Origin of the sequence: Parageobacillus caldoxylosilyticus, assembly GCF_019272935.1 — a bacterium.
GTDB lineage: Bacteria > Bacillota > Bacilli > Bacillales > Anoxybacillaceae > Saccharococcus > Saccharococcus caldoxylosilyticus.
Genome location: NZ_CP040554.1, coordinates 20,190 through 32,948, shown reverse-complemented (window position 1 = coordinate 32,948; position 12,759 = coordinate 20,190). Strand labels below are relative to the sequence as shown.

At 39.0% G+C, this 12,759-nt stretch carries 11 protein-coding genes and 1 pseudogene; 5 read left to right on the top strand and 7 right to left on the bottom strand.

Annotation, left to right across the window (positions count from 1 at the left end):
* Positions 1 to 2 precede the first annotated feature (2 nt).
* Positions 3 to 1,514 (top strand): hypothetical protein, encoded by a 1,512-nt coding sequence (locus BV455_RS20005; RefSeq protein WP_218688080.1) that lies wholly within the window; start codon positions 3 to 5, stop codon positions 1,512 to 1,514.
* A gap of 17 nt (positions 1,515 to 1,531) precedes the next feature.
* Here the strand turns inward: BV455_RS20005 and BV455_RS20000 are convergent, their stop codons facing one another.
* The 7 genes from BV455_RS20000 to BV455_RS19970 all read right to left on the bottom strand — a co-directional run bounded on the left by BV455_RS20000 (position 1,532) and on the right by BV455_RS19970 (position 6,903).
* Positions 1,532 to 2,035, bottom strand: a complete 504-nt coding sequence (locus BV455_RS20000; RefSeq protein ID WP_218688079.1) for a hypothetical protein — start codon at positions 2,033 to 2,035, stop codon at positions 1,532 to 1,534.
* Between the two features lie 158 nt (positions 2,036 to 2,193).
* The gene (locus BV455_RS19995) at positions 2,194 to 2,571 is read right to left on the bottom strand and encodes a hypothetical protein (RefSeq protein WP_218688078.1); all 378 of its coding nucleotides are present in this window, start codon (positions 2,569 to 2,571) and stop codon (positions 2,194 to 2,196) included.
* 765 nt (positions 2,572 to 3,336) lie between these two features.
* Positions 3,337 to 3,510, bottom strand: a complete 174-nt coding sequence (locus BV455_RS19990) for a hypothetical protein (RefSeq protein WP_218688077.1) — start codon at positions 3,508 to 3,510, stop codon at positions 3,337 to 3,339.
* Between the two features lie 390 nt (positions 3,511 to 3,900).
* Entirely contained in the window at positions 3,901 to 4,884 is a 984-nt protein-coding gene (locus BV455_RS19985) for an adenylate/guanylate cyclase domain-containing protein (RefSeq protein WP_218688076.1), read from the bottom strand.
* Positions 4,884 to 5,423, bottom strand: a complete 540-nt coding sequence (locus BV455_RS19980) for a Pycsar system effector family protein (RefSeq protein WP_218688075.1) — start codon at positions 5,421 to 5,423, stop codon at positions 4,884 to 4,886. Before BV455_RS19980 ends, BV455_RS19985 begins: the two co-directional genes overlap by 1 nt.
* A 356-nt stretch (positions 5,424 to 5,779) precedes the next feature.
* Positions 5,780 to 6,271 carry a hypothetical protein gene (locus BV455_RS19975; RefSeq protein WP_012301104.1) on the bottom strand — a complete coding sequence of 164 codons (492 nt, stop codon included), beginning with the start codon at positions 6,269 to 6,271 and terminating at the stop codon, positions 5,780 to 5,782.
* Positions 6,272 to 6,462: 191 nt separating this feature from the next.
* The gene (locus tag BV455_RS19970) at positions 6,463 to 6,903 is read right to left on the bottom strand and encodes a JAB domain-containing protein (RefSeq protein ID WP_218688103.1); all 441 of its coding nucleotides are present in this window, start codon (positions 6,901 to 6,903) and stop codon (positions 6,463 to 6,465) included.
* 1,217 nt (positions 6,904 to 8,120) lie between these two features.
* Here BV455_RS19970 and BV455_RS19965 point away from each other — a divergent pair.
* From BV455_RS19965 to BV455_RS19950, 4 genes and pseudogenes are all read left to right on the top strand, one after another.
* Positions 8,121 to 8,834, top strand: a pseudogene (locus BV455_RS19965) (RNA-guided endonuclease TnpB family protein); the annotation flags it as partial.
* A gap of 231 nt (positions 8,835 to 9,065) precedes the next feature.
* Complete coding sequence (locus BV455_RS19960) at positions 9,066 to 9,497, top strand: hypothetical protein (RefSeq protein WP_218688102.1); 432 nt, start codon at positions 9,066 to 9,068, stop codon at positions 9,495 to 9,497.
* Positions 9,498 to 9,521: 24 nt separating this feature from the next.
* Entirely contained in the window at positions 9,522 to 10,850 is a 1,329-nt protein-coding gene (locus tag BV455_RS19955) for an ArsB/NhaD family transporter (RefSeq protein WP_218688101.1), read from the top strand.
* A gap of 397 nt (positions 10,851 to 11,247) precedes the next feature.
* Positions 11,248 to 12,162, top strand: coding sequence for a tyrosine-type recombinase/integrase (locus tag BV455_RS19950; RefSeq protein ID WP_144977472.1), 915 nt, complete (start codon positions 11,248 to 11,250; stop codon positions 12,160 to 12,162).
* Positions 12,163 to 12,759 lie beyond the last annotated feature (597 nt).

The window sequence follows — 12,759 nt, the reverse complement described above, 5'->3', positions numbered from 1 at the left end:
TCATGCAACAATTTCCGATCAATAAATACGGTGAGGTTGAAGTGGAACAAAACGAACTTCGATATTTCATACCGATTGCGTATACAGAAGCCAGTGAACTAGATGAATTGGAAGAGGCATATCGAAGAAAAGGAAAAGAACTAATGGACTCCCCCTATTACTTGTTTGCAAACAACCTCGAAGTAGTACGAAATCGCTTCTGTTTCACGTTCCAGTTAGAGGAAATGAAAGCTTTTCATTATATTCGGCAGTTCCCGTTTGAGGAACAGTTATACTATCTTCGTTCGCTAGTGGAAATGGCGAAAAATATTGAACAGACACCAGTTTTGTGGGATAAAAATAGCTTTCTTGTGGACTTGACGGACGGGAAAATTAAAACGTTCATCTTTGGATTCGATAAACATCCGATTCATGTATCGCAAGATGTAGTGGACGGACTAAAAGAAACGATTATCCTGGCTTTGACGGCGCTTCATCATGTGTTGGGGAAACCAAGACGGATTGATTTCATCGATCAACGGGAGATCGTCATCCGTTTTGCGGAAAACATTTTACACGGAAAATCTGTTAGTGAAATCGGGAGAGTTGTAGAAGATACGATTTTGGAAATTGAACGTCAGTTAGAACAGGAGAAAAAAGAGCAGCCGAAATCCAACGTTCTTACGGCCTTTATGGAAAAGTGGAACGCGAAAAAAGAAACGGCTGCTACTGTTGAACAGCCAGTCTGGCGTTTCTCCAAGAAAAAATCGAATCTTCCGGCACCATATGAAAAGAAAAAGTCTTTTTGGGATAATAAATACGTGTATCTTTCTGCTTCGGCACTCGCTTTGGTCATTCTCATTGGAAACTCAACAGGGGCATTTGATTTTTCCAAACCTGAAGAAGCAAAAGCTAAACAAGAACAAACAGAAGTCATTCCATCTAACAAGCTCATCGGTATTTACCGGCAGGCAATTACGGGAGACAAACAAAAAGCGTTAGATCAATTGGAGAGATTGGGATTTGATAATCTGAGCAAGAAAGACCAAAAAGTGATGTTGAGTTTATATAAAGAGACGGGGCAGTCCGAAAAAGCGATTAAGCTGAAGCCGGAATATGCGGAAGAAGTCGTGAACGACTTAATCAGTAATCAAAAGTACGACGATTTAAGAACACTGCAAAGTAAAATCGATAATCCAGTTATTAATTATGAGGTCGCTTTTTTAGATAAGAAATGGGAAGATGTAGTCCGATTAAAAGACAAAGTGAAAATGACCGACAGACGGGAAAACCAATTATTAAGCGCATATCTTCATTTGGGAAGAATGGATGAAGCTAAAAAATTGGTTGCGGAATCTCCTGAACTGAGCCAGAAAGTCCAGGATTTCGAGATGAAGAAAAAACAAGTCGAGGATTTGAAAATGCAGGTGCAACAGGTGCAAAAAAATGAAAAAGACGCGAAAAAACGTGATGAACAAGTGAAAAAACTGAATGAACAGATTAAGCAACTGGAAGCAGCGATCAACAACATCTAAAAAAAGTGGAGAGGCGATCATTTCACCTTCTCCACTTCTTTTTTGGGAGGCTGGATGTTCATGTCTTTCACGGGTTGCTGCATCCGTTGTATCATATTTTGAATAAACTCTTTATTGATTTTCTTAGGGATGAATCCGATTCGTTCACGAATGAGGTTTTCGATGACAAAGCATTTTCGTGTCCAGTATTCATACTCTTTAAAGGTATACTGTTCCGCATCGGAAAATTCTTTTGCTCCTTGTTTCAGCGCTTGGATAAAGATGTACCGGTTGTTATACGTATCTGATCGTTCTTTTCGAGCTAATTTAAGAAGGCAAAGCAATTCGACAGTGGAGAGTTTCATCAGTTCAGGAGTGGGTTTTTTAGCGTCTTCGATCGTCGGGTGCTGTTGAGGAAGGAGATTTTTTCTTTTCCCGTTCTCCTGGACTTCACTTCGATCGAGTTCCATTTCGCAAAAACCACAATAATAATGATGATGGTGATTTTGCACTCCACTTCCGCAGTATGGGCAAGTTTTCATGTCTCTCCCTCCGATTATACATTCTTTTAAAAAAGTCCCTTTTCCTTCCGAATAAGTTCAGAAATGGTTCGTTCGCAAAGAGGAAAAAGAACACCGTAATTCAAAGCGTTATAAAGAAGTCGTACAACAACTAAATGGGAAGGGGAGAGGAATCCCCATCATCCCCAAGAGCAGAACTCTAAAAATGTTTGGTTTATTGTAAAATCCTTTTGAATTTCTTTTATAAACGTTTCAATTTCCTTTAGTGTCACTGGGTCAATTTCATCAGCATAGTCACAACATTGATAATGAATAAACTGCAAGCTTGTTAACATTTGCTCCGGACTAATTAATGGTTGTGAGGATATGTTTATCGAACGAATTTGCATTTTCGGAAAATTAACTGGTTCTGAGTATCTACGCTCAAAGTTTTGCCGATTTAAAGATTCCCATTTAACTAAACGAGCAAATATGACTTCATCCGATTCACCTTTCCATGCTTTTAAGAATTTGCCTACTCTTTCAAACGTTTCTTGACTTATTAGCATCACACTCATTCGTTCTTCCTCCTTTTGCCTTCCGAATTGATTCAGTTCCCCAAAGGGGGATCAATTTCGCCCTTTTGGCATGGAGAATCGCAAAACACGCATAGCCAAATAGTCAAGGGTTTCAGCAAAAAAGTTTTTCCTACATTCTTTTCAATCAAAGGAAAAAGTTTTTTGCCCCTTGACTGTTTGGCTCGCCGACTTACCTTCTGGCCGGAAAGGTTCGGGTGTCCTGCCGGCCAAGAAGGTTAGTCGGCTTGCGTTGTTTTAAGATGCGGAAGGCAAAAGGGCGAAGAGGGTATTTGCTCTCTTTTTTCATGGGTCACAGCTTTTTTGGATACTTATGGTTGACAAATCAAAAGCAGGACGATTGCCCTGCTTTTTTGATGTGATTTTTATTTTTGCACCTCAAAACGGAACTCGTTAAAAAAAACGGCTTCTCAGATTGGCGTATAACGCGTTTTAAACAGCAAAGTAATGGTTTTATATTCGGAAGAGGAAAAACGTCTCTAAAGGGCATTTATGGCGCTTTAAACGTATAGTCTGTTACATTTTTTATTTTCAAAATGAACACATTATTGTTGATGGTTGGCGATCTTACTATTTTAAAGGCCGAATTGAAGCAGTCCGTTATCATTGGGAATGATTTGTATTTCATCATCCAGAGGGCATTTGCCCCTCTTTTTTCATGGTTTTGTAGTGGACTTGCGAGCGATCTCTTGACGGAAGGCGAAGCGAGGGAGAGTTCTTGCAAAAAAAGAGGAGAGAACCTCCTCATCAGAAGTTGAATCTGATGATTTCGACGATGAAGTAGATGACTAGTATTGCTATGATGCTCCCGTAGATGACTTTATTGAATGATTGAAGTGTTTTCGGGATGAACTGGGACATCCAAAAGAGGGAAATGGCTGCTGCGAGTAGGATAAAAGTGAGGACAACAACTTCTTTCATCTGCTATACCTCCTTCCTTTGTTTGAGAAGGAGGGAATTTTTGTGCGAAGGCGGGTAGAAGGGTGCGGAACGAAGTGACGCATACGAAGTATCAAGCGATTCGTTGACGGCTTGGAGGAAGCCCAATGACTTAGCAAGTCTTAAAAGCGATGCTTTTTAGGCTTGGTTAGCCGACTTGGCTTCCCCAAGCCGTCCGAAGAGCGCAGACCCTTTACGCGCCTAACAAGCAAAAATTATAATGGGGGGAGGCAAAGGAAGGGGCGTCCTCGGGATGAAGGCAATAAAATAAGACTCTGTTATCGTTTGTTGTTGGTTTTCTTGTTCAACTAACGGGGTAGACTAGTTGATGAAACGCAAAAAGCCACCTCTTAAGGTGACCTTTTTTACATGCTAGTTTTCTTCTTTAAACCCAGACCAAATAATATCTCCACCGTAAATATCTCCACTATATCCTGAAACAGAAACTCCTTTCTGGACTTTCCATCCCCAAGATTCTGTAATGGTTTTATTATTTGGATTTGCTTTTTTATAACCATCATAAACTTCTTTAGTCATTAATATTGGACTAGTACTCACGGTTGTTGTGAACGTTTCAGTCTTTGAACTAAGAAAGTAGCATCTAAAAGTATCAGATTTATGTTTTAGTACGGGACTAAATGTTTCTTCAACTCTTTCTTCAAGAAAATGATCTAGATCAAATTCATACCACTGTAAGTATTCATGATGGGGGTATTCATGTCCTTCGCAGATTGTTGGTACACTGATTGTTTTCGTTTCAGTTATGGTTTTGTTAGCCGCATCAGTTAATTTGGACGCAACATTTGCTGGTCTTCCTAACCAAACCAACGATTTATTTGAGGTATTTTCAACACCTTGTTTAACAATCCCAGTTTTCGTTACTAGCATTTTTCCATAATCAATACCGATACCACATTTAACCTCGTTATGCGGAAATTCTTTATTAAGAATGTATTTGCTTACTGAATTCATAAGAATGGCTGTATTAACAGCATTCGTAAAGCAATTTTCAGAATCAAAAACGACCATCAAACGATCACCAATGATATTCCGAACCTTACCACCGTAGTACGAACCAGCTCTCGCCATAGCCCTTACAAATGACGAATATAATTTTGCCATGGTTTCTCGACGATGACTTAGGTTTAAGTCTGTCGACTTCCGAATGTCTATGTATAAAACGCATGTTTCAATTAGCTTGCATTTTAGTTCTTTAGTAACTAAATTTGGATATGTGATGTCTGGATCATCAATAGATGGTACCTTGTCCGTTTCCTTGATGATTATTTTAAAGTCACTGGCTACAATTCCTTGAACTTCTTCGCGAATACTATCCCTAAATTCTTTCAGACCCATCAGCATCCTCCTTTGTATACCATGATAATCCCCGGAACAATTACTATCGATAGCAAACCAATTAGCACAATCCAAGCAGCGATCTTAAAAATCTGGTATTTCTCCATCGCAATACATGAATTAATTACGATTTGAGCAGCAATATCTTTATTTTTTCGTGTCACTGCCTGCGGATCGTTGTCGTAGTAAAGTCTTGAAATCGTCTCCACTAACTGCTGAGGATTATATTTGCAAAGGTGTCCATAAAAATATAAGTTGTCGGTGTCAGATGGTTGACCAAAATTCTTGAATATAATCTTGGTCTTTGGAATAAACGACCAAATTGCCATCAAACAAGCTATAGAAAGGAATGCAATTCCAGTATAAATTCCAATTCTCCATTCTAGATGGATTTTTCGTGAAGATCCTAAAAAACTTAACAATGCTGCAATCGTTGAACCCGAAAAAACTAATATACCTACATTTTTTGCTTCTGCAAATTTTAACCAATCATTGACTCTGTCCCAAATGGATAACAGTTTACTTTCAATGTCTTGCATAAAAGTACCTCCCGTATCTTACCTTCAAAATATTATATCTTTATTTTCAGAAAATGAAAAAGTATATGGGCTAGCCTTTCCTGACCAGCTAAGCCACCTTAGAGATGGTTATATCTTTTTCAACTAGAGGGCGCATTCCTTTAGGAACGCGTCTTTTTTATTTGTAATAATGTTTAACAGAACCAAAAATAAAATACCTAAAAAAAACGGCTTCTCAGATTGGTGTATAACGCGTTTTAAACCTCAAGGTAATGGTTTTATATTCGGAAGAAAAAAACGTCTCTATAGGGCATTTATAGCTTTTTAAAACGTATACCCCTTTGTTCAATCAAAATTTTGCTATATTGTTTCCCAAATCATTTCTTCTGTTGCTCCAATAAATGCTTGGCAAAGCTTTCAACGGTATATTTTGACCAGTATGGCGTTCCGGCTACTACTAAGTCTTCCTTTGGGAACTTTCCTCTTTTGCGATAGACAGCAATCTTGTTTTGGGGGAAATGAATTCCTTTATCCTCTAGATAGCGCGCAAAATCACTTTGGGTGTAGTAGTCCTGGGAGTCTCTAATGATCGAGAAGTTAGGGTTTTTAATCAAATACGTTTCGTTTCTGAAAAACTCCACGATTAGTTGCAACGCAAATTCCAACCATTCATCTTCAAGGTGCTGATATAGTAATTGGAGCGAGAATGCTTCCTCATTCGGTTTTTCAAAGAATCGAGCCAATTGCAAAAATGTCTTTTCTAACTCACTTAATGTTGAGGAAGTTTTCAATACTTCTTTATTGGATTCATCCAGTAAAGGTTTTAATTGAGGAAATTGATTGATGATTTTTTGTGTAGTATTTTTCATTTAATCCACCTCTTTGTTGTAAGTTACTACAATAATAGCATAAAATGTTGTATATCACAACATTTTCCCTAAAATAAATGGCTGTTTTATTGCAACGCTTTAAAACAGCCCATTTTTGAAAAGCTCAATGCTATTCAAAAATGGAGAAAGGGGAAGAAAGAAAAAGAAGAAGGAAGGAGGAAAACCTTCCTTCAGGAAAAGAATCCTCTTTCTTTGAGGGAAGTGTATTCTGCTTTGTAGTTGATGACTAGGTGATCGAGAACTTCAATCCCTAGTATCCTTCCGGCTTCTGCTAGCCGTTGAGTCATTTCAACATCCTCTCTCGATGGAGTGACGTCACCACTTGGATGCTGATGTGCGACGATGATGCTAGCTGAGTTATTGAGAATCGCTGCCTTGAAGACTTCTCTTGGGTGAACGATGGATGAGTTAAGTGAACCGATATGGCAGCGATGAACGGCAACGACTTCGTTTTTGGTATTGAGGCACATAACGAAGAACACTTCTCTGTCGTCGTCGCCGATGAAGTGTGCTGCCACTTTTGCTGCATCCTCCGGACAACGGATTTTGTGTCGCTCTTCCACCTCCTGAACGATTTGTTTGATGCGTTGGATTTCGTAGATTTTTTCCATGGTTGAACACTCCTTTCTTTGTTTGCCGGTGGGGGAATTTTTGCGCGAAGGTGGGTAGAAGGGTGCGGAACGAAGTGGAGCATACGAAGTATCAAGCGATTCGTTGACGGCTTGTGGGAAGCCCAATGACTTAGCAAGCCTTGAAAGCGCTGCTTTTTAGGCTTGGTTAGCCAACTTGGCTTCCCCAAGCCGTCCGAAGAGCGCAGACCCTTTACGCGCCTAACAAGCAAAAATTATAATGGGGTGAGGCAAAGGAAGGGGCGTACTTGGGAAGGAGGTAAAAAATAAAACGCATTTTTGGCCTGTTGCATTTTTTAAATGGAACGGCCTAAAAATGCGCCAAGACAAACTTTTTCAATCTTGGAATGCAACATAATATCAGTGTTATCGGAAATTAATTTCTATACATATAAGTAGAAGGGGCGGCCATTAAAATGTTCCTTAGTTTTATAAATTCGCATTTTCCTGACTAGACCCCAATCTTCGCTTTAATCATTTTCAAAAAAGAAAAATCCCAGCAGACTTAAAATTAAAAGTACTCCTAACGTACTTAGAACTAAAAACCCGATGCCTCCTACTAAAAATAACGCTTTTGGAAAAATAAAGGCCACAATTAATCCAATAAGTAAGAGCCATATAATGGACTTGAAAGTTACTTTGAGAAGTTTCCAGATGATATAACCAAAAATAATTCCGATAAGGATATGGATTATTAGCATAAGACCTACCCCCTTGAACACATTTTGTAAACAATATCATATCAGCTTACATGCGTTTTATTATGGCCATCTCAGAGAAAAAATATGTCTGTATATTATATCATAAGGCCAAGTCCAAATTATTGTGTAAACTCCCCTTTGATAGAAACGATGATCCCGATGATTTGACCTCGTCGCTTTGGTTCAGTTTTTCTAGTACAAATTATGAATCGTAAAAATTTAGCATAAACTACCCCTTCCATAAAAATGTATTCAAAATAAATTAATTTTCTTTCATTGCCATTTTTAACTAGACATATAATATACATTATGCGCAATTTAAAATGGCGCTTTTATGATATAATCGCCTCCCTTGATGTTTCAAGGAGGATGATTTCTGGAGAAGTTTGGAATGCAACATAATCATGATTATAGGAATTCCATTAAGTTTTCAGTAACATACAATGCATAATTGTTTATTGCAAAACAAAAGTGGTTCTTACGTTCTTTTGGTGAAAATTAAAATTGCCAAAATTAAAGACAAAAATAAAGATCAAACAACATAGACGATTTGAGGGAATTATAAAATCAGCAACCATATCAAAAACTCCAACAGGTAAATATTATGTATCCATATTGGTTGAGACGAAAAACGAAAAATTGACTGCTTTAGATAAAAAAGTTGGAGTTGATTTAGGATTAAGGTATTTTGCAATACTTTCAGACGGAACCAAAATAGAAAATCCCCAATGGTTAAGAAAAACAGAAAAGAGAATTAAATTTTTACAAAAATCTTTATCAAGAAAACAAAAAGGCAGCAATAATTATGAAAAAACAAGACTTAAACTTGCAAAGCTACACGAAAGAATATCTAACCAAAGAAAAGACTTTCTTCACCAATTGTCCTCTAAAATTATACATGAAAACCAAGTGATAGTTTTAGAGGATTTGAAAGTGAAGAATATGCAACAAAATCATAAGTTAGCAAAAGCAATATCAGAAGTATCATGGTCAGAATTTAGAAGAATGCTTGAATATAAAGCAAAATGGTACGGTAGAGAAATAATCATAGCACCACAAAATTATGCTTCAAGTCAAATTTGTAGTGAATGTGGTTATAAAAATATAGAGGTAAAAGAGTTAAATGTAAGAGAATGGGTATGTCCTAATTGTAGTGTAATGCATGATAGAGACATAAACGCTGCTAAAAACTTATTAAAATTAGCCGTATAGTTGGCATTTTCGGAGATGGAACAGCCCTTGAAGCGTGGGTAATCTGGTAGCAAAAGCTACCTTGACCACGAAGCCACCCACCTCTATAGGTGGTGGTAGTTCACACAGTACGGATTTATTACAAAGGAAAAATAATCTTTTCCCTGCAATCTTGTTTGAGTATACAGAAAAAATGAATATAATAATTTCATACGTTATTTCATACGTCGCTTGTGAAAGGAGGGATATTTGGTGAAAAATGTCGTCATTCATAAAGTCGTCACGTTTATTTTTACAGAGGAACAACTGAAAGCCTATTGGGAAAGGAAGAAAGTGAACCTTCCGTTCTCTTCCTTAACCGATGAGCAATACATGCAATTAGCCGAAGAAATGCTATCCCAAACTTCCCATAGCCAGCTACAGCAGCACCTCATCGGCCAAGGATGGCGGACGGAAGAGGAAGCGACAGGGCTTGTCCTTGCTGAAGACGATTCTCGCGCACATATGCATGTAGAAATTGTCGATACATCCATACCTGCTAATCCGTTGCAGCCGTTATTTATCGACCGCGTAACAGAAATCATATGCCCGCATTGTTCGTTTTCTTTTTATTTGCGCCATGATGTGAAACGTCCGTCTTGGATATGTCCATCATGCGGAAATTCCATCGATGGATCGCGCTAACGCGCAAGAAAGGAGTGACTTGTCATGCACGAAGCCGCATCCAATGAAATATCAAATATGCAATACTACGCCGCGATCGCTATTTTTCTCGTGACGTATGCGATAATTATTTCGGAAAAAATCAACCGTGCTGTCATCGCCCTAATTGGTGCCGCACTCATGATTATATTAGGCATTGTCGATGTACATAAAGCGTTTACACACCATATCGAGTGGGGGACGATCACCCTTCTGATCGGAATGATGATTCTTGTCGGCATTACAAGCAAATCAGGATTTTTCCAATATGTTGCGATTAAAACAGCTAAGCTCGCCAAAGGACGCCCGCTGCGCATTTTAATCATGTTGTCGTTGCTGACCGCTGTATTATCCGCGTTCCTTGATAATGTGACGACCGTATTATTAATCGTGCCGGTCACATTTTCAATTACACGTATGTTAAACGTCAATCCCGTTCCTTACTTAATATCAGAAGTACTGTTTTCCAATATCGGGGGAACGGCGACATTAATTGGCGACCCACCAAATATTATGATTGGTTCAGCCAATAAGCATCTTGATTTCAATGAATTTTTAGTGAATTTAGCACCAGTTGTCGTCATCATTATGATCGTTACTGTCATTATTCTCGCTTTTATCTATCGCCAGCAGCTAAAGTCTGACGAGAAGCTCATTCACCAATTAATGAACATTAACGAAATTGATTACATTAAAGATGCAACATTATTAAAGAAATCTGTGTCTATATTATCGTTAACCATTTTAGGATTTATTCTACATTCCATCATTCATGTTGATGCCGCTGTCATCGCCATGACAGGAGCAATTATATTGATGCTTATCGGCGTAAAAGAACATGAAATCGAAGACGTATTTATGTCGGTAGAGTGGGTAACGATTTTCTTCTTTGCTGGCCTCTTTACATTAGTCGGCGGGCTTGTGGACATTGGATTGATTAAAAGCCTTGCTGAAAAGGCTCTCGAAGTAACCGGAGGCGACATTTCCACCGCGGCGTACTTTATTCTTTGGATATCCGGAATCGCTTCCGCCACGATCGATAACATTCCATTTGTTGCCACCATGATCCCGCTGATTAAAGATATGGCGGTCGGAATGGGATTATCACCAGATTCCCCGCAAATTGAAGTGCTGTGGTGGGCGTTATCGTTAGGCGCTTGTTTGGGCGGAAACGGATCGTTAATCGGCGCATCTGCAAACGTGATTGTTGCCGGCATCGCTTCTCGCGAAGGTCACGGCTTCAGCTATATGGATTTCTTAAAAGTTGGTGCACCGTTAACGTTTATCGCACTTTTGTTATCTCATGTCTATTTATTCGTCCGTTATTTAATGTAGAGGATGGGAAAAGGAGCGATTTTTCTTTGCAAAATCGCCCCTTTTTTCTTTTGTATATATCTGTCGGACAAAAGTTAACGATCTCTGCAAAAATAAGGGTAAAACTTTAAAAAGTAAATGATCAAAAAAAGGTAAGTGCATACTAACTTGTTTAATATGTATACTTACCTTTTTTCATTTTCCTAGTGTATTATTTGGAGCCTTGGTTCAAACATTAATACAACATAATAGCCATTATGTCACATCAGATCAATTTAACTAATCGCATAATTTACGTTATATGACTAACAATCTATTCTTTTTTATGATATACTCGTCATATAATGTTATTTTTTATACCGATTATTTGCTCTTCGAATCCTTTTAAACTCGTCGTATAAGTGAAAGGGTGAAAAAGATGTTAAATGAGTATGTTACATACCTCCAGGAAAAAGGTGCTTCCCCAAACACGATCATTTCCTACACGAATGACTTGAATATCTTTTTTAACGATTTACATATCCGCCCGGGCGATTACGTCACGACGGCCGACATCCGCAAATGGATTCAGCAAATGTTAAATCCAGCCGAAGGGAAACCGTTGGCCATCTCCACGATCAATCGTCGCCTGAATGCGTTGCGGAGCTTTTATGCGTGGGCGGTCGAACATTATAAGCTCGAACAGAACCCAATGAAAGATATCCAGGATTTAAAATCGGCCGATGAAGACAACGAAAAAATTATGTGGCTGACAGAAGAAGAATTTGAGGACTTGTTGCATCGGATGCGGAAAAAACCGGTTCGCAGCAGAGGAGTGGATCCCGAGGAGAAATATCGCCGTGATCGGGCTGTTGTATATCTGCTTACCTATGCAGGATTGCGGGTCGAAGAGCTATCGAATCTCAAATTAACGGATTTAGATTTAGAGATGAAACGAATTCGAATCGTGGGGAAAGGGATGAAGGTAAGAACGGTGCCGATCTCGAATATCTTGTTGGCCGAACTCGAGGATTGGCTGAAGTTTCGCGCGGAAATGGCGAAAAAGAAGTCGCATGTGGCCGAATCGCCATACGTCTTTTACAGCCAGCGCTCGCCGAAGTTTTCGGTAAGAGGTATTCAGCGAATGATTGAAAGTTACAGCCTGCCAAATAAAAAACTTACGCCCCATATGTTCCGCCATACGTTTTGTAAATGGATGTTAAAGGCGACGAACAACGATATCGAGAAAGTACGGAGACTCGCCGGTCACAGTAATATCGCCACGACGTCCCGATACTTAAAAGACAGCTATAGCGATCTGGCGGATGCGGTAGAGGCGTTGCCGAAGTTTTAATCTCACTGTATGTGGGAAGGGGAACAAAACGACAAAACGGTGAAGGATTCATTGAAAATCATTGATGGGTGTTTTAAGGGCAATGCGTTTTACGTGAGCAGCATCGCTGGGTTTCCATTGGCTGGGTTTCCATTGCCCAGCTATTTTTAAGCCGACGGACTGCGTTCCCATCTGTCCTACGGAAAATACTTGTGCCAATTGAAGATTCTAGGCATCCATCCTCTCACTTAGATACATGCCCAAAGTATGCCCAATGCCTCTGGGCCCTTTTGTATCAAGGGATCAGAGGCATTTTGTTTGCATAGCTACTGTCGAACTCGGGTTACATCGTCATTACCTTTAATATCAAAGGTGATTCTGAGGTGATTCTGAAAAGAAAAAGCAGGAGTTTATCCTGCCCAGTTGCTTAATTACAACGTTCATAATGAGAAATTTCGTTTCGTTGAAATTGAAGAATTTTAAATCATCGTTTGCATTAATATCCAGAAAAAATCTGCACATAGAGCAGATATTGTAAGAGTTTATTAATCCTGCCTTTGTTGTGGTGAAGGCTCCCTGTGTAAATATTTCCTTTCGGCATCTCTAATTTCTCATTTA